13 protein-coding genes and 1 pseudogene are annotated in these 18,688 nt (G+C 66.5%); 2 read left to right on the forward strand and 12 right to left on the reverse strand.

The features are described 5' to 3' along the window. Positions 1-85 precede the first annotated feature (85 nt). Together GR168_RS23530 and GR168_RS23535 are read left to right on the forward strand one after the other, a co-directional pair. A complete protein-coding gene (locus GR168_RS23530) occupies positions 86-748 on the forward strand; it encodes a hypothetical protein (RefSeq protein ID WP_159372077.1) in 663 nt (220 codons plus the stop codon). Between the two features lie 87 nt (positions 749-835). Beyond that, entirely contained in the window at positions 836-1,471 is a 636-nt protein-coding gene (locus GR168_RS23535; RefSeq protein ID WP_159372078.1) for a hypothetical protein, read from the forward strand. Positions 1,472-1,961: 490 nt separating this feature from the next. Here GR168_RS23535 and GR168_RS23545 read toward each other — a convergent pair whose 3' ends face one another. The 12 genes and pseudogenes from GR168_RS23545 to GR168_RS23600 form a co-directional block, all read right to left on the reverse strand. After that, positions 1,962-3,056, reverse strand: a complete 1,095-nt coding sequence (locus tag GR168_RS23545) for an Abi family protein (protein ID WP_159372080.1) — start codon at positions 3,054-3,056, stop codon at positions 1,962-1,964. A 141-nt stretch (positions 3,057-3,197) separates the two neighbouring features. Further along, positions 3,198-3,656, reverse strand: coding sequence for a hypothetical protein (locus tag GR168_RS24100; RefSeq protein WP_238995126.1), 459 nt, complete (start codon positions 3,654-3,656; stop codon positions 3,198-3,200). Between the two features lie 159 nt (positions 3,657-3,815). Beyond that, complete coding sequence (locus tag GR168_RS23555; protein ID WP_159372081.1) at positions 3,816-5,630, reverse strand: hypothetical protein; 1,815 nt, start codon at positions 5,628-5,630, stop codon at positions 3,816-3,818. Positions 5,631-5,678: 48 nt separating this feature from the next. Then, positions 5,679-6,075, reverse strand: a pseudogene (locus tag GR168_RS23560) (PLD nuclease N-terminal domain-containing protein). Between the two features lie 25 nt (positions 6,076-6,100). Further along, positions 6,101-6,514 (reverse strand): hypothetical protein, encoded by a 414-nt coding sequence (locus tag GR168_RS23565; RefSeq protein ID WP_159372082.1) that lies wholly within the window; start codon positions 6,512-6,514, stop codon positions 6,101-6,103. A gap of 224 nt (positions 6,515-6,738) precedes the next feature. Further along, positions 6,739-7,155, reverse strand: a complete 417-nt coding sequence (locus GR168_RS23570) for a hypothetical protein (RefSeq protein ID WP_159372083.1) — start codon at positions 7,153-7,155, stop codon at positions 6,739-6,741. A 333-nt stretch (positions 7,156-7,488) separates the two neighbouring features. Continuing rightward, on the reverse strand, positions 7,489-13,230 hold the full coding sequence (locus GR168_RS23575; RefSeq protein WP_238995127.1) for a DEAD/DEAH box helicase family protein: 5,742 nt from the start codon (positions 13,228-13,230) through the stop codon (positions 7,489-7,491). A gap of 41 nt (positions 13,231-13,271) precedes the next feature. After that, the gene (locus GR168_RS23580; RefSeq protein ID WP_159372084.1) at positions 13,272-13,853 is read right to left on the reverse strand and encodes a hypothetical protein; all 582 of its coding nucleotides are present in this window, start codon (positions 13,851-13,853) and stop codon (positions 13,272-13,274) included. Between the two features lie 359 nt (positions 13,854-14,212). Then, positions 14,213-15,442: a hypothetical protein gene (locus GR168_RS23585; protein WP_159372085.1), complete on the reverse strand. Its 1,230-nt coding sequence runs from the start codon at positions 15,440-15,442 to the stop codon at positions 14,213-14,215. Between the two features lie 192 nt (positions 15,443-15,634). Continuing rightward, entirely contained in the window at positions 15,635-16,039 is a 405-nt protein-coding gene (locus GR168_RS23590) for a DUF4913 domain-containing protein (RefSeq protein WP_159372086.1), read from the reverse strand. Continuing rightward, the gene (locus GR168_RS23595; protein ID WP_159372087.1) at positions 16,036-17,967 is read right to left on the reverse strand and encodes a TraM recognition domain-containing protein; all 1,932 of its coding nucleotides are present in this window, start codon (positions 17,965-17,967) and stop codon (positions 16,036-16,038) included. Before GR168_RS23595 ends, GR168_RS23590 begins: the two co-directional genes overlap by 4 nt. Then, positions 17,964-18,665: a hypothetical protein gene (locus tag GR168_RS23600; RefSeq protein WP_159372088.1), complete on the reverse strand. Its 702-nt coding sequence runs from the start codon at positions 18,663-18,665 to the stop codon at positions 17,964-17,966. Before GR168_RS23600 ends, GR168_RS23595 begins: the two co-directional genes overlap by 4 nt. Positions 18,666-18,688: the final 23 nt, after the last annotated feature.

An 18,688-nucleotide genomic window follows, 5' to 3' on the forward strand; every position in this document is an offset into this window, starting at 1 on the left:
TGAGTCGTCCTCGCCAACGTCGGTGACCGACGGGTCGGTGGCGCCCTCGTCGGCTGTCGACGCCACTGTTCGAGGTCCCGGGACTGTGTGCGAATCGACCGAGGCTCGGCGCATCGTGATCAACCGCGGCCACGCCGACTGCGCACAAGCGGTCCGCATCATCAGCGCGATCCCGGGAGTGGGAGAAGCCGCGCCGCCGGACATCGAAGGCTGGTCCTGCGGACGCGACGGTGGTTACGGGCACCTGGCCATGTCCGGCTACATGTACCGCTGTGACCGCGGCGGTGATCAGGTCCTGTCGCAGGACGATTCGGTGCCGGTGGCGGCCAACTGGGTCGACAACAACGACTACTACCGGACCAGTGACCAAGTCGACGGACAGAGTGGCTTTTACTTCCAGAGCCCTACTGGCTACTTCGCCTGCGCGATCATCGGCACGCCTGGTGCGGCCTCGGCCGGATGCCACGGCCAGCTCCCCTCTGCGGCCCCGACCATCAACCAACATCCAGACTTTCAGACAGCCAACACCATCGACTCTCTCAACGGCGAGCACGGGCAGCTTCGGCAACGCGGTGACCCGCAGTACCAGTTCATCAGCGACGTAAAGTCTCGCGTTCTCCCCTACAACCAGCCGATCTTCGTCTCCGGCTACACCTGCACCGTCGACAGAGACGCCGGCACCACCTGCCGTAACTTCGACACTGGCCACGGCTTCACAGTGAACCGATCGACGTACAAGCTGTTCTAAACGTTCCCCCCGAGCGAAGGAATGCCGCCGCGCACCGCGACGGAAAGAAATACCGAACACCTGAGCGACTGCATTAGACTGTGAGGCATGACGCCCACGGTCCGCCTCAGCACCCCCATGACGGGGGTCGTTGCGCGGAACGCTGAGGTCGTCCGCCGGATGATGCCGCGACTACCCGACTTCGGCATCGCCACACCGCGGCCGTTCGCGTCCCTCATTCGTACTGCTCCGACCGTGTCACTGGTCGATTTCCCGGACCTCTCGCCCGTCATGAGATCGGTGGCGCCGTCGATTCCCACACCGCACCAGATGATCGCTGCGTCGATGGGCCGCGGGTTTGGCCCTGTACGGAACCCGCGGACATCGACTGATCCTCGAAAGCGCTTCTGGACCTCGGTCATCGACCAACGCCGCGCCGCCGGCGACGCGCTGAGCGCATTCCTCTCCTTCGACCTGCTGGCCTTCTTCAATCTGCACGTCGTCCCGGACGCTGTGTCCGCTGGGATCGCCGCCGTCCAGGCGACGATCCTGCACTACGCCCAACTCCTAACTATCGAAATCGCGCTGGCGATCAAGGCTCTGCTGCAGCAACGATCAGCACGCCAACGACCACCAGGCCATCAGGTACCCACCCAGCCACGAGTGGTCCGCGGACCCACCTCCCGCAAGGTTCTCCACATCCCTTACCTTGCGGGACCTCGCATCGCGCACACGGCCGCCTAACCCCGGTTTCTCGTCAACAGCGTTGCGCTGTCCCCTTACCCAAGGAGACAGACCTCGTGTCATCCCTGAACTTTTCAACCCTGCCCCCCGCCCTGCTCGCCGCCGCCATCGGGATCGCTGGTGCGGTACTGCTGTCGACTACCTGCACCGCACTGTGGAGCCCTGACCCTGTCCAGCGCGAGCACGCCCGACTCGTGCTGGCCGATCTGCTCCACACCGTTCGAGTCGTCCTCGGCCGAGGCGACAGGGAGCCGCGGTCATGACCACAACCATCACCCGCCGCCCGGTCGGGCGGCCACCGCTGTGCTCGGCCGCGATCGCCCGCACCATCGCCGACTGGCACACCGCCGGGGACAGTGACCGCGTTATCGCCGACCGACTCAACCAGGCCGGGGTCCCGACACCGGCCGGCGGGACGCACTGGACCCGCGTACACGTCTGGCGGCTACGCCACACCGCCCACCTGCGCGCTGAAGGGTCACAGGTAGCCTCAGTTGCGGCGGCGCCGCACCCGGCGCGGCAGCCAACGTCTCCGCGCCGGTAGCGCCACCGCGGTCTGGGCGGGCCCGGTCTGGGCAGGCACCGACCAGATGGTCTCGGTGTCCCAGTGCGCGGGGAAACCCAGTTCGTCCGCCCGCCGCCCTGGTGGCAATTCGCTGAGCACCAGATGCCGGAGTCGTTGCGGCCAATCGTCGTTCGGGTTGATCCGCCGGACCAGGACCGCGATCACCGCCAGCGATGCATAGGGCCGCGAAAGCGGTCGGCCAGCAGTGATATGGGCGAGTTCAGGAACCGACGACAGCAGCCTTGGGCTCATTTGCTGGGTGACGTTGGCATTCCAGAATCGGGCATGGTGGGCACATACGTTGCGCACGTAGTTGAGGTTTTTCAGCCAGTCCTTCAGTGCGCCACTGTTTCCTACTCCGGCTCTGTCGAACAGGCCCAGCTGGGCGGCGATCGCGTCTCTGTCCTTCTGCAGCATCCCGCCGTAGAGCATCGACAGACCCCCGAAGTCGAGTAACTCGGTGATCACCCACACCGGTAGCGGCAGGCCGTACTTCTTCTTGAAGTGGGTCACGAAGTCGGCCTTGGAACGGGTGGTTTCGCGGGTTCGGTTCTCCAACCATTTGCGATGCTCGCTGTCGAGCCAGTTACTCACACCAGGTGGCGGGACCACGGCGCCACCGGCAAACTCAGCATCCAGGACAGACGGATCGGCGTGAGCGAATGCGCCGTGTCTGCCGAGGGTGTGGCCGACGTGAAAGCGGATGCTGACTTCGATCTTCTCGATGGCATCGAGGGTGAGCAAGCGGAGCTTTCGGTCGAACTGGTAGATGTCGATGACATTGGCCAGCGTTGCTCCGGTGACGAACTGATCGGTCACGACCGCCGGCTGGCCTGGTTTTTTGATGCTCTCACGCAACGGGTACCAGTAGCCACTGAGCCGGTAGTAGCCGACCCGACGTAGGTGTTCGCGAGCTTCTGCCCGATCTCCGAGAGTCAGTCCGCGGCTAGCGAGCAGGTCGAGTTGCTCGTCGACAGACTTGAACGGCTTCGAGTAGGGCGTGGAGGGCGTGACTGCCATACATATAGAGAACCAGCCTCCCCCCTCGCGAAGCGAGACGGAAGGCTGGCCGTGATGTCTAGCAGTCTACGGCTACACCCGGACAAGGCGCAATATGCCTGTTGAGTCGTCGCCGCGCTGCGATACGGGAGGCCCAGGACGTTATTCGCCGATCTTCACTGCGGCAACGCCACCGGGGGCTGTGCAGGTGCTGTAGGAGTCTGCGTGCGAACGCCCAGCAACGTACGACCACTGACACTCCCAGCCGTCGACGGTGAGGAACAGGCCCTGGCCCTGGGCTTGGTCGATCGAGGCGAAGTACTTCTGGCTCACTGTCATTGCGGTGGCGCAGTCGACCGGTCCGTTGAGCACAATGACGGGTTGTTCACCGGCCGCCCCGGGCACATACCCGCAGATGAGGCCCGCTGGTGCCGCGGTGGGCGCGCTGGGAGGTCGTGTTGTTTCAGTGATCGGCGGGCTCGACACGACAGGGGGTTGTGTCGTCGCTGGTATCTGCGTCGTCCAATCCACCGAATCTGATCGTTCGTAGTCCACGAACGGATCGGCGGTGTCGGCGCCGTTCTCGGTGCTTTGCCCGCAGGAGGTGAGCCCGAGCGTCACCACCCCCGCCGCAAGCAGGGTGACTGCGACCCTCGCCGCCCGCTGTCGTGAAGTCGCCATGCGCGCGAGTGTATCGCCGCGTGTGGCCGCGGACTGACGGCTTCTCCACGAGCGGTTCAGGGCGGGTCGCGATCTGGCTGCTGGCACTGTGCGGGTTGCTCAGGACGGTGTAGGTGGTTGGTATTGCCGGAGCATCGCGGCTTCGAGTGTCCCTGTGTCGGGGTCGATCACAAGACTCCAGTGCCCGCCACGGATCTGCACATGGCCGTGCTGACACAGGCCGTCACGGGCGGTCGCAGCCAGGTAGTCGTCGACTCCGACACGGAGCTCGGTGGAGGGCGGCTCGCCCAGCGCCGCCGCAGAGTCGTGAACCTTCGTCCGGGCGGTCTCGTAGACGACCATGGACGGATAGTCGACGTGGGGCAGCTCCTCGGCGAAGCGGGCCAGCGCCGGGGTCGACCGATTGGTAGCGCTGAGCGCGATGAGTTCGTCGCGCTGCAGAATCGCCACATGCGGCCGCGGCGGCGGGAAGCCGCGAAAGACCCCGTCGTCGTCGACGGCGTCGGCGAAGTCACGAAAGCCCATATTCGAGATTGACAGGTTGTTTTCGACCGACTGCACCTGGTCGGGGATGACGCGGAAGGTCCGGCCGGGTTCGTGGCCGAAATCAGGACGGCCGCAATCGACCACCAGGATCGGCATCTCCGGATGGGTCATTGAGATCGAGTCAGCGATAAACGCGTAGTAGGGCGGATCGTCACCGATCCGCTCGACAAGGGCCTCGACGGTCAGACCGTCGTTGTCTCGGTGGTCGATACACGTCAGCCTCGCCTCGAAGGTGGAATCGTCATCCATGCCGCTGTCCACAGGGGCCATCGCCGCCAGCGCGAGCTCGCGCCAGCGGTCGTCGTCGCTGAAATCGGTGCGCACCAGCAGCGACACACCGTTGGGGCTGTGCAGGTAGTCGTCGAGGTTGCGGCCGATCCCTAACGCGGAGATGATCGCAGCCTCGTCGTCGGCTTCCTGGCGGGCCGTGGCGGCGTCCCGGATGTCATCGACGTTGCCGGGCGGGTCAGGTAACACCACCTCGGCAAGGACTCGGTCGGCGTCTTCTGCGGAAATTGCGTTATAGGTGCGTAATTCGACTGTCCACGGCCCGATCGTGGTGCGTGCTCGGGGCGAGAATAGTTCCATCGAGAATCCCACTTCGGGCTCACCGAGTTCGGTCAGCCAGCGACGGATACCGAATTGGGGCGAATCCGCCGTCACGGTGACATCTAGTGCACCAGACAGGGGGTCACCTTCTGTTGGTGACGCGGTGACCTGCATCGGCACCCACCCGATGCGGGTCGGCGGCATATCCATCAGTTCCTGCATCTTCTGCTGGTGTTCGAGCTGTTCCCGTGACTCGAGGTACTCCTCGAACTCGACTGTTGGTCCGTCCCAGGTGAACAGGGCGGGGTCGAAGTCCTCGTCGAGCACCGGCGATTCCATCTGCATCCACTGCTCGCCTTGCCTCCATGAGAGCGCGATCCCCAACTCGGCGTCGATCACCACCGTGATGGTGGGACCGCCGTAGGAATCGTCGAACTCCACCTGCCAACCCCGCCGGCCCCGAACCTCGGCCTCGATTAATTGCTTCGGCTCACCGAACCGCGGTGGCCGTCCCGTCAGCTCCATTGGGGTCCAACTGCGGTACGCGGTGAACAACACCGTCGGAGACACGCCCGTCACTGCGACAAGGCGGTTCGGGTGCTTCGCGGTGTGCACGGCGACGCCGTCCTCACCGAACACGTACTCATCGGTGGCGCTCTCGATATAGGAGGGTGACCCGTCAGCGTTCTCCATCCGCCACGACGTGGGCGGAGCGAACCACACCGAGCTTGCTGTCCCGTCACTGGAATACACGGTGCCACGGGCCGTTCGGCCCATCGTGCCGAAGGACAAACCCCGAATCTGCGACCACGACGTCATACCCACCAACCTAACCGGCGTACCTCGCCCTGCTCGCGACTTCAGGCTCTATGAAGTGGTCGGTGGCTGATCGCCGTCGTCAGTGCGGTCGGCGGCGCGTTGTTGTTCGCGGGCGGTCTGACGTTGTTTCTCGGCGCGATCTCGCAACTGCTGCAGGAACTCCCGGTCTGCCTCAGGGTCTTGCGGAACGTAGCGGCCGGGGTGGTCGTACTCTGGGAACTCGTTGGCCGCACCAGCACCCGCATGCCGCCGCCGGCGCGGTCGTTCATCGCCCACAGGACGTCCGACCGCGAGCCACACCAGCGCACCAATCAACGGCAGCATCACAACCAGGATTACCCAGGCGAATTTGGGCAGCCTCGCGCACGGCAGCGTCGTCGGTGTTGATGATGTCGATCAGTGCGATCACCAGGATCACCAGGTAAATCAACCCGAGATACGGCACGTCTGCTCCCTCTTTTTCACGTCGGTCACCACACCTGCTGCACCCACAGTGGATGCCCGTTCAGACTCTTGGTTCGGTCAACATAGACCGCGATCACAACCCGCCCGCCTGGGTGGGCGGCGGCCTCGGAGATGACCTGGTGACCGGTCACATCATTCCAACTGGCGGCCTTGTCCGGACGGTAGTACGCCCTGGCGCGATAGCGGGAGTCGGTTTCGAGGATGACGCCCCAGTAGTCGTTGCCCAGTAGGGCGTTGATGACCCGGCCGGCGCCGAGATGGGCGGCGGCCACGGTGTCGGCGTGGTTGAGTTCGATCACCACCACCCCCGGCTGCGACGTCTCGACGATTCGCGCCGCCTGTGCCGGTGGACTGGCCAGCGCCACCCCGCCCGCCGCTACCGCGAGACTGAGCGCCGCGCCCGCCAACGCGGTGCGCATCCCCGACCTCGTCACCATCGCGTGTTCCCTTTCATAACCACGACCTTTGTTATCGCGAATAGTAGGCTCTGCCGCTCTGCTTGGTGTTGGTGGGAGCGTTTCATCACGGCGATGCTGTGCCGGAGGACTGGCCAGCACCACCGCCCGCCCGACAGTGCCGGTCCGCCCGATCGCGCCGAACGACAAAGGGTCGCACAGGCAATTCCTGCGCGCCCTTTGTGTGGTCAGCGGACCTTACGTAGATAGACGTCGCCGGTGGGGACGCCGCCGGCGAACAAGACACCTTTGTAGCCGTGTGGTGTCTTTCGTAGTTCGATGCGGGAGTACCAGTGCGCGACTGGGTCACCGGCGATCGAGACGATGCCGCCGTTGCGGGTCTGGGTGATGTGGCTGTTGGTGGCATTCCACGGCCCGACGCCGTAGATGTCTTGGAAGAGACGGTTGCCGATCACTCGGGCGTTGGATTCCGGGTAGGGGATGACGCCGTACATGACCAGCTGGTACTTGTATCGGCCGTCGTCGATCTTCGCTTGCGCTTGCCCACTTCCGAGGCCGAGACCAGTGGCGAGGCCTGCGGTGATGAGAAGTCCGGCGACGATGGTCTTGACGGCGGTGGAGAGTCGAGCTGTTGGCAAAGGCATGAAGTCACGTCCTGTTCGGTATTGGTTGCTGGTGATGGGTGCGCGGGTTTGGCGGTTCGCTTCTATCACGAACCCGGGACAGGCGTGGCCGGGCGACGCTGGTCGCGCGTGGCGAGCCACGCCTGTCCGGTGGGTCACCCCCGCGGGGTGGGCTTGTGCTCCTGGGGGCCAGGTGATCTTGACGTGGCGGGTTCTTGTGAGCGGTTGCCCCTTGTCGAGTCAGGTCCGAGGCGGCCTGCTCGGCGGCCGGGCCGAGAACCGCATCCGGGGTGCGACAGCGAGCTCGCACCCGCCATCGCCTCCGTCGGAGCGCGGTGAACGTCACTGCTGTACTCACAGGTCCAGGTCCGGGTCGCGTTGGGGCTGTGGCCCGTTATCGAGTGGGTCGGGTGGCGGGGGCTGCGATCCGGGGTTCTCTGTGCGTTCTGCTTCTGGTGGGGGTCGGGTGTCGGCGAGTAGTGTTCCGATCCCCGGTTCTGCTGTCGTGGTGTCTTTCTCGGCTTGGTACAGCTCTGCTTGGTGTTGGTGACTGCGTTTCATCGCGGCGACGTAGTCATCGGCATGGTCGAGTCCGGCTTCTTCGACCATGACCGGTGTCGGGTTGAGTTCCAGACTCCAGCCGGGTTGGCGACCGGCGTTGCGCATCCGTTCTTCGGCGGCTTGGCGGGCGGCGACGGCTTCTTCGGATTGTTGGGCCTGTTCGATCTCCATGCGTAGTTGCCGTAGCCGGACCTGTTTGGTCTGCAACTCATCGGCCCGGGTGAACGGTGCGTCGATGCGTGGGGCGTTGACCTCGACTTCTCGTCGGTAGCTGGCGATGCCAGCTTCCATTTGGGCGCGGGTGTCGTCGAGCCCGGCGTACAGGTTCTCCAGGCGGGTGGCGAGCCCGGACGCGGTCGCGGTGCGCCGCTCGGCGGTGGTGAACACCTGGGATGCGTCGAGAGTGAACCCCGGCCGCCCAGGGCAATCGAGCCACACGTGGATCTTGTCCTGGGCGAACTCGCGTGAGGCGTGCGCCTGGAGTCCCGACGGTATCGACGCGATCGGCATGGACTGCTTCATGCCGGCACCTTTGAGCTCGTGATAGACCGCGGTGACCCGCGACAACAGCGCCTCGGACCGCTCCGGGCGCTGAGCCCGGGACCTGTCCCCGGTGACCACGAACTGCTTACCGGCATCGATCCACTCCTGATGCCCGACCAGCAGAGCGTCGAGTTTGTCGATGCTGGCTTCCAAGCGTGGGATGGCGTGGTCGGCGGAGGACACGACCCGGCGGGCGTGTGAGCGGGAGTCGGCGTGCGCGCTGGCCAGTGCGGACAGGCTCTTCACCTCGTCTTCCAGGGTGGCCATTTCGAGGAACCGCTCGTCGCCGGTCGCGGCGGCTTTGGTCGCCGCAGCGGCCTCAGACAGTGAGTCATCGGCGATGTCGTCGACCTCGACGACGTCGTCGAGCTGCCCGCGTTTGGCCTGCTCGATGAACGCAGCCTTGGATTCGACTTTCGACCACATGACGGTGTCGGTGGTGCCGGCGGTGACGTAGTTCAGAATCTCGATCCGAGGATTCTGATTGCCCTGCCGGATGATCCGCCCTTCGCGCTGCTCGAGATCGGCGGGCCGCCACGGCACGTCCATGTGGTGCAGACCGATCAGGCGCCCCTGGACGTTCATGCCGGTACCCATCTTCGAGGTCGACCCGACCAGCACCGCGATCCGACCGGCTCGGCAGTCGGCCTGCAACGCCAGTTTCTGCGACGGCGATTTCGCGTCATGGATGAACGCGATCTTCTCCGCGGGCACGTTGTACTGCTCGACGAGAAGGTTTTTGAGGTTGGAGTACACCGACGGCCCGTCGGGTCGCGGGGTGCCGCGGTCGCAGAACACCAGCTGCAACGCCCCGCGGATCGGGGACCGCTCCCCTTCCTCGGTGAGGTACTCGTTGTCGGCGGTGGCGTGGTAGATGCGAGCGACCTGTTCGGCGACTGCATCGGCGCGGGTGTTTCCCGGATCCGGTTCGAGGTTGGCCAGCACCGGGTCCAAAGCGACGTTGCGGCCGTCGTTGAGGATCTTGAGCACGTTGTCGATGTCGGCGCGTCGCGGGTCGAGATGGTCGGCCCGATAGTCCAGATCGGCAATGAAGTCCTGTCGCTCCTGACCGGGTGTGCTGGTGACGATTTGCCGCCCGTCATGGGTCGGTAGATTGGCCGGGACCTGTTCACGGACAACGACATCGGTGTACTGGGCGGCCATGGCGAACATTTCCTTGGGGTTGGCGAACGCCGACACCTTGGAGACCACCCGCAGTTTGGTGCCGGTGGCGTTGGGGATCGTTTCCGAGCGGGTCGCGGTGAACGACGCCGCCCAGTCGGTGATCGAGCGGACCCCGGCCGCTTCGAGCACATCGGGGCGTAGGTATTGCTGCATCACCCACGACTCGGCGAGCGAGTTGGCGATCGGGGTGCCGGTGGCGAAAGTGGCGACCCGCTCTGCGCCTGGGGTGATGACCCGCCCGGCCGCGGCCGCCTGGTGCTGGCGACGTTCGCGCAGGTAGTCCAGCTTCAACGACAGGTCCTCGGCCTTGTTCGACCCGGTCAGCGACAACGAGTCGATCGCGCACTGGCGGCCCTTGTTCTTGTACTCGTGGGCCTCGTCGACGAACAGATAGTCCGCGCCGGTGTCTTCGAACAACACCCCATGGTCCTTGGTGGCCTGCTCGGTCGCGGTGGCGAGGCGGTCCTCGAGCTCCTTCTTCGCGCGTTCGATCTTCTTGACCGTTGCCTGGGTCATCTCGCCTGCGTCCGCGGACAGCGCGGCGTCGAGGTCGGCGACCTGACCGGCGATGTAGTCAGCGCGTCGCTGCGGGTGGACCCGGATCGCTGCGAACACCGACGCCGGGATGATGACCATGTCCCAGTCGCTGGTCGCGGTCTGCGCGGCGAACACGCGGCGGTCCTCAGGCGACATCCCTTTGCGCCCCACGAGCACGTTGGCCGCGGGATACCACATCTTCACTTCCCGGCCGAACTGCTCGATGAGGTGGGTGGGCACCACGATCCACGGCTGATTGACCAAGCCGCGGCGTTTAAGCTCCATCGCCGACATGAACATCGTGCCGGTCTTGCCGGCACCGACCACGTGATCGAGCAGCACCGTCGGCTCGGCGAGAATCCGCGCCACCGCATCGCGTTGGTAGGGGTGCGGCTCGAACACCGGGGACAGACCGGGCAGCGCCAGCCGTGACCCGTCGTGCTCGGGCCGGACCCAGGTGTTGAAGCGGCGATTCCATTTGGCGACCAGGCGGTCGCGGCGCTCATCATCCGACCACAGCCACGACCGGAACTCGGTGGTGATCTTCTCAGCCTGGACCTGGGCGAGGATGGTGGCCTGGGCATCCACCTCCGGCGCCCCCTCCTCCTGCGCTGCCTTGGAGTTTTTGACCACGATCGACCGCTGGTTGAGCAGCATCTCGGTGAGGGCGACCGCATCGAGCGCCTTGTTCTTTCTATCGGCATTGTCGGCGCCGTACTCAGTGCGCATCAGCGCGCTATTGCGTTCAAACGGTGGGACTTCGACCAACCACGTACCCGCCGCGCGCGACACCTGCACGCTGTCGGCGCCGAACGTCTCGCGCACGAACGCCTCGTAGTCGCGTGGCTCGATCCAGGTCGGTCCGAGTTTGACCGACCCGATCTGGGAGGGCTGCTTATCGGCCGGAATCACCTGTGCCAGTGCTTGTGTTAGCTCCGCCCAGTCCCGTTTTCCGGGATCGGTGCGGGCGGCTTCGGCGGCGCGGGCGTGTTTGGCGCGCACGTTGCCCGATAGCGCGGTCGCCGCGGGGACCAGGTCCTCGGGCATGTCCGGGTCGGCGTAGACCAGGCCGCGGATCGACTCGCGCGCTTGGGTGGTGGGTTGGTCGAGGAGTTCGGCGACACGGTCGAGATCGACCCGGCCGCGTTCACCGAGGCTGATCGCGACGGCTTCGGCCGGGGTATCCGCGCGTGACACCGGTACCGGCGCGACGACGACATCGCGGGAGAACACCGCGGTCTTGCTGACGGTGCCGGTCTCGTCGTCGTAGCGTTCCAACGCCAGCACGCCGGCCATTCCAGGATCGGCACGGACCGCCTCGAGATGGGTTTGGCGTCGCGAGGGTGCGCTGACCTGCCACGCCTTCTCCTCGAGGTCGGCCGCCACATCCTCAGGCAGCGGGCCGGGATAGGCGGCGCCGTCGGCGTCACGGTGGGCGTTACGCCACTTGGCTTCGAGTTCGGTGAACTTCTTGGAGGCCTGCTCGGCGGTGCGTTCCTTGCCGCCCACCAGCTTCGCCCGGTTCACCGGGCCGTAGGTGTTCAGGTAGGCGTCGTAGACCTCGTTGAGGTCCGCGCGCAGCGCATCCCGCTCGGCGCGGCTGCTCTGGGTGCGCTGAGCGGCGATCGTGGCCGCGAACAGGTCCCGCAGCCGCAGCAGATGCCGGGTCTCGGTGGCGCGGGTGGCGGGCACCTTCATCGGCTCATCGCCGCCGATCCCACGCCGCGAGAACACCCCGGTGGTCTCGTCGTAGCTGACGTGCCCGATCGGTATGTCTTCGCCATAGAGGGCGTCGGTGTCGAGGGCGCCGGCGGTGAACTCCATTCCGGCCGTGGCGGTGTCGTCGGCGAGGAACAGCCCGTCGCCGCGTTGCAGCGCGGCGTCGACGATGCCGGTCAGCCGGTCGCCGAGGTCGGCGGCGACATCGCCGCCGGGTTCGGCGGCCACGACGAGCATTCCGTCGCGGTAGAGGCCGCGATCGACACGCATCGTGCCCAGCACATGCTCCGGGTGGGTGGTGAAGTAGCGGTTCACGCCGATCTCGGTGGTCTCGCCGGTCCGGTCCGGGAGGTCGACGAGGTCGGAATGCAGCCACTCGGCGTCCGCAGGCGCGGCGGCGTCGGGTTCGCGGCGGCGGAACACCAGGACGTCGGTGACGACCTGGGTACCGGCGACCCGTTCGAACGCCGTCGACGGCAACCGCACCGCGCCGACGAGGTCGGCGACGGCGTGCATGTCTCGGCGGGCTTTGTCCGAGGCCGCGTCCAGCGTGCCGGCGGTCGTGATCGCCATGACGTATCCGCCGGGGGCGGTGAGGTTGAGCGACTTGAGCAGGAAGTGGTTGTGGATGCGGTGGCGGGCCGGATTGTGGATCGGGTCGTGCACCGTGAACCCGCCGAAGGGCACATTGCCGATCACCGCGGCGAACGAGCCCTCGGGCACCCGGGTGGTCTCGAAGCCCTCCAACCGCACTTGGGCGTCGGGGTAGAGCAGATGGGCGATCTGGGCGGTCGTCGGGTCGAGCTCCACGCCCACCATCTGCGCGCCGGGCGGCGCCATGCCGATGAACGTGCCGCTGCCGCAACCGGGTTCGAGCACCAGCCCGTCGTCGAACCCGGCGCGGGTCATTGCCGACCACATCGCTTGGGCGATCGCGGGATCGGTGTAGTGGGCGTTGAGGGTGGAGGCCTTCGCTTGGCGCCACTGCTCGGAATCCAGCAGGGCGCGTAGCTGCTCGCGCTCGGGCGCCCACTCCGACTTGGACTCGTCGAAGATGTCGGCCGCGGCACCCCAGCCCGACCACCGCGCCAGAATCTCGTGCTCGGCCGCGGTCGCCGGGCGTCCGGTGCGGGTCGTGTCGGTGAGGACCTCGAGTGCGGCGATGTTGGCGCGGGCGCGGGACTTGGCCCCCGATGGCACCAGCACCGTCCCCGGATGGATGAACCGGGTCGCAGGCCCCACCTCAGTCGCAGGCCCAACCTCAGCAGCCGCGGGCGAGGTGGTGGCCTCGTCGACGGCCGCAGCGCTCGCCGGCTCCGGTGCCTCTGCGTCGGGGGTGGGGTCGGGTTCGAGCCCGGCCACCACATGGTCGGCCTTGATGTAGACCACCGAGCCGTCCGGGCGTCGCGCCGGGGTGACCCGGGTGCTCGCCCACGCCGTCAGTGGCAGCCCGGTCTCGGACTGCGGGACCTGCGGCAGCGCGTCGTCGGCCTTCGGTGGCAGCGGTGTCCCGCCCGGGTCGACGACGGCCGGGTCAGTTGGGATCCGCAAATCGTCCAGGGACTCAAACAGCAGTCCCTGGCCGTCGTCGACTACCTCTGCGCGCGCTCGGCGGCGTCGCGAGCCCGATCGGCCAGCGCTGCGTCCACTATCGCGCTCAGCTCCGGAACCAGCGGATGCTCCGGCCCGTTGGGCACCGCCAGCCCGTCGGTCAGGCGTGCTTGCAGCAGTTGCTCGGCGTACACCTGGAACCGCGGCGTCTGATCCGGCCACACCTGCTCGGTCAGTTGTTCGGTCTCGCGGGTCGCTTCGATCGCCGACGGCGTCAGCCACCGCTGCATCCCGGTCATCGTGTCCGGGTTCGGTTCGGTCGGCTGGTCGTCGTCCTCGGGGCTGCGATGTCCCTCCCACAACGTCGCCAGCACCGTCTCCTCCGCGGAGTACCGGGCCTGCTGGTACAGCCGCTGCGTCGTCGGCACGTCCGGGTCGTTGCCCTCGTGGTCGGCTTTCCACGCCGCGATCGTCGCCAGCTCGGTCTGTGACTGCGTCTGAGCGATCTCGGCCTCCAGCCGCGTCGCTTCCGCGGTCACGAAGTCCTCGAACTCCATGCGGTCCATCTGCGTCAGTTCCTGGGCGTACCGCTCGGTCAGTGTCGCGCGCAGATCGTGAAACATCGGTGTCCTCCTCGTTGTGGGTATCCATAGTGCTCTGCGGTGCCGACATCCGCTGCCCGGATGGGTGGGTGTCGTTGAGCAGATCGAACAGATTGGGGGTGTTGTCGTCAGGGGTGGCGTTACGCGCCATACGTCGGAGCTCCTACCAAGTGAGGTCCGCCCGGCCCGGCCAACGCCGGCCCTCGCGGGGGTGGTTATTGTTCTCACTGGTCAGAGGCTGGATCTCTGGCCGATCAGTGCCCTGGCAGGTGTGTCCAGCACCTGTCAGGGCCTGAGACATCTCATGGCGGTTCCACGCGGTCGCCCTGGCCGACAAAGCGATACCGATACCGGCCGCCTACAACCTCTGTCGCCATCAGTCATTCACCCCGCAGGTGATAGTCGGACTCGATCGGCTCGCCGAGTGCCTGACCGTCCCGGCAGTCGTCGACACTGCCCGCCGCAGGGTCCTGCATGGATTCGTGGCGCTGGATGCGGCGTTGGCGAGTGCGGTTCAGCTCGTAGTCGATGCGGCGGCTGAGGTCGCGGCCGTCGACTCGAAGCATAAGGATCAGTCCACCGACCACGACAGCAGAGATGCCGGTCACGGTCGGACCGAAAACGTCGAGACCGATACCGACCACTGCCGCAGCACAACCCAGAATCGAGACCATGGCGGCCGCGAATCCGGTGTCGATGCCCGACCGGCCACGGGGGATGGCATACCTGGGGTCGGAGAGTACGGTGACCGGATCGGACAGGCAGGTGCGAATTTCCGTTGCATACAGGGGTTTCGGGATGACATGGAGGAAGTTCGCTGCCGTGGCCTGAGCCAGGGCTGCAACTTCCACGCTGTGATCGGCCAGTAGTTCGGCCGCTCGTCGGCTCGCTGCGGCGAGGATGCCGTCGATGCTCCACTCTCCGGTGTAGTCGGCGGGGCGGTCGTTGCTCACCAACAGGCGAAGCGCCACCTGGTGAAGCCGTGATAGCTCGTCATCGGTCCACTCGGCCATCTGTGGGTCACCGAGGGCGCCGCGGTAGTGGTAGGACGCTGCGATTGTGGCCACCAGTGTCGCCCAGTTCTTTTCGGTGTTAGTGGCCGGCTCTTGCAGGAGAGCACGCCAGAGGGCGAAGGTGCCTCCGGCATGGAGTGTGGAGTTGACGATGGTGCTGCTCAGTCTGATCTCGCTCACCTGTGCTCCGAAGGCGTGCAACACCACTGTCTGAGCTGCGTGGTAGCGGGCCACAGCGTCGACGGTGTCGGAGTTCTCGTAGTTCACGCTCCGCTTCATGAGGCCACGGTGGGGCATCGCGGCGCCGGCGAGTCGGACGGTCACGAATGTGAGGGCGATGATCCCTATGACGGCGATGACTGTGGCTCCGGTGCTCACGAATCGTCCGCGGTCCTCGGCAAGTGTGTGCAGCCACGACCACACCTGTTCGCCACCGTCGTCGGAGGTCCAGAGGTCGCGAATCGCGAGGACAAGACCGACGATGACGGCCGAGATGCCCATGTTGGCAGCAAATGTCGACGACACCGACCGCCGGTAGGGCTGCCAGCCGGGTCCCATTGACGGTCCAGGAAACGACGCGAGGGGGATGGCGATCATGGCTGGTCTCCTTGGGGTGTATCGAGCTGGCCAGGATCGTGGGGTTGGCGCTCGGATGGTTGGCGGCGTTGGTGGAGGACGGCTCTGGTGACGACGACTGCGCTGGTGATAGCGAGGATCACCAGCAGGACGACGCAGCCGACGAGTGCCCAATGAATCAGTGGCGGTGGTGGCATGGGCTGTCCCTCAGGGTTATGCGGCGTTGATGTCGGCGGGCGGGTCGAACCATCCCGGTGGGGGTGGGGTGGATTGATCGGCCAGCGTCTCGGTGGTGGTGTGTTTGTCGGGTGTGCACAGGTAGAGCGGCCCGTTTTCGGCGGTGAGCGTCCGCCAGTGGGTGTCGAGGTGGGCGGTCCACCACGACGACAGTGCGGCGGGGTCTTCGCTCAGGCGGGCGGTCTCCCACGCCTTCCACAGCTCCTCGAGGCGGATGACGACTTCGTCGTGGCGCCACCATTGCGGGCACCAGCGGGTGTCGCGGTCGAAGCGTCCGGCTTTGATGTGGCTGAGCCAGTTGGTGAACCAGTCGGAGCCGGAGGTGAATCGCCAGTGCGCGCGGGGGTCGTCGTCGGGGCTGTCGGTGTCGGGGGTGGTCATCGGGAAGTCCTTTCGCGGAGGGCGGCGGGTTGGGGTGTGGCGGACAGTGCGGCCTGCTGGGCTGCGCGTTCTGCCCCGCAGGCCTTCTTGGAGGCGTCGATCAGTTCGGCGTAGGGGCCGAGCCAGTAGGAGTTCTTGGTGGTGACGACGGTGCGGTTGCCGGAGGTCGCCAGCACTGCTCGTTCGGCGGGTAGTGCTTTGAGGTCGTCGATGCCGAGAATGGGTTCGCTGGACCAGGATTCGCTGGTGCTGGTTGATCCGAGACCTGAGCTGGAGTGTGAGCGGCTGCGGCGGCGGACGTCGCGTTGGCCGATCATGCGGCTCAGGCCGGACAGGTAGGACTCGTTGTTCGATGAGCCGGCGTAGATGTAGACGTTCGAGGAGTCGACGAGCATGTCGAGTTTGTCTTTGGACCACACTTTCGCGGCCTGGGCCAGCGATTGCAGCATGGTGACGATGACGATGCCCTGGCTGCCGAAGTGGGAGTACCAGTCGGGCAGTTCGGGCAGTTTGCACACGTTGGCGGCCTCGTCGAGCACTGCCACGACCGGCACCGGCAGCCGTCCGCCGTTGCGTCGGGCTTGGGCGACGGCGGCTTTGAAGATGGTGTCGGCGAGGGCGGTGGTCAGTGCGGTGGCCGCGCCGGCACCTTCCATCGACAGGGCGTACATGGTGTCGGTGGAGGTGACGAACGCTTGCGGATCGAACTTAGGCAGGTCGTGGCGGATGTCGTTGCTGCCGACTGTGTTGTCGCCGTCGAACCGGACCCGTTGGGGTGGGAGGACTGATCGGGCGTAGGCGGGCACGGTCATGACGTTGATGAACCGTCGCGCCATGTCGTAGAGGCCGTCTTGCTGGCGGGGGTTGAGGTTGGCGGCGGTGTCGATCTTGGCTGCGGCGTCGTGGTGGCCGTGGCGGGTCAAGACCTGGCGGGCGACTTTGAGTTTGGGGTCGGTGAGCCAGCCGTCGACGTGTTTGAGGTCTCCTCCACCGACCGATGCAGCCAGGATGTGCAGGGCCAGTAGTTCTTTGGCTCCGCCGTCGAAGTAGGCGTCGAGGCGTGATCCTTCGGCGGTTTCGGCTCCGGCGAAGATCGCGGCGAGCTCGCGGGCGTCGGAGAGTTCGTGCACGCACCACAGCGGGTCCCACCACCACTGCTGGCCTTGGGTGCCGGCGATGTGCTGGAGGTCGGAGAGCCAGATGGTGCCGCGGGTGCGTGGCGGTTTGCGCCGTTGGGTGCGGTAGGCCCACAGTGCGCGCAGCCCTTGTCGGGTGGCGGCCTTGGCGGCGGGAGCGGTGTCGAGGTCGTTGCGGTCACGGACCCAGCGGGTGGCGTCGTAGATGTCGGGCTTGTTCGAGGTGGCGAACACGGCGCCGGGTGCCTGGCAGATCATGGGGATGGCGTAGCCGGTGGTCTTGCCGCATCGGGGTCCGCCGATGATGAGTCCGACCCATTCCCAGCTCATGTAGAGCGCGGACGTGCCTGATCCGATCAGCGATCCCAGCGCGAGCCCGTAGTCGAGGTGTCCGGTGATGGCGTCGCGGCCGCGCAGGCGCTGCGCGGAGTGTTTGGCGTCGCGGGCGGTGATGGCGTGCAGTTCCCGGGGACGGGGAAGAAACTGGGCGACCTGGTCGAATTCGCGCAGCACGGCGGTGGCGGTGCGGTGACGTCCCACGATGACGGTCACCACGGCGGTGGCGATGACCGTGACCACCAGGAGCACGGTGGAGGCCACCGGCCACTGGAATGTGCCGTCGACGGCGGCGGTGGCCGGGTTGATCAGCACTGGGCCGGGCTGACCGGTGAGCCAGCAACCCGCCCGCCAGCACACGTAGACGATCGCCAGCAGCGCGAACAGGGCTGCGGCGAGGTAGTAGCCGACCATGGATTCGTGTTGGCCGCGGTCGCGGCGATGGGTGGTGCTCACAGCTGGGCTCCGGTGTCGAGGGAGACGCTGGCGCCGACGTCGGGGGCCGGGGTGATCTGCCAGTCGCTGTCACCGGCGGCGATCAACGCGGCTTCGGGGGCGGGTTCGGTGTCGGCGATGAGCTCGCTGGTCGAGCGGTGCCCGCCCGCTGACGCAGCGTCGTCGACGTCGATGGCATAGTTCGCGGCCGCGGTCGACACCTGGTCGAGCAGATCGGTGTCGGCGACCTCGCTGAGGTCCTGGTCGCGGTCGCGACCGGAGATGGTGTCGGGGTCGACGCCGGCCTCACGTAGCCGCTCATCCCAGGCGTGCGCCCATTGCTCGGCGCGCTGCGCGGTGGCATTGGTCTGGGCTTGCCGGGCGGTGTCACCGTCGCGGGCGGCCTCGGCGGCGGCCTCACGGGCCAGGTCGGCCGCGGCGTGCGCTCCGGCCCAGCGGGCCATCAGATCCGGTGTCAGCGGGTGGCGTTCGGCGCTGGTGTCGGTGTAGCGGGGCTGGCGGGCGCCGGTGGCGCGCGCGGTGTTCAGGCGCTGCTGAGCGCGGGTCTGCTGAGTGCGTCGGCGGTGCTGCTGGCTGCGGACCTGACGCAACACTTCGTCGGCGTGGCGGCGGGATCGGCGCATGATCGAGCGGACCTCGTCGAAGATGTCGTCGACTTCGCGGCTGTTGTCCTGAGGGACGCTCTGTGGGTCGAGCATGGTGTGCCTTCCTTCGAGGGGTG

This window comes from Gordonia sp. JH63 (assembly GCF_009856645.1).
Taxonomy (GTDB): domain Bacteria; phylum Actinomycetota; class Actinomycetes; order Mycobacteriales; family Mycobacteriaceae; genus Gordonia; species Gordonia hongkongensis.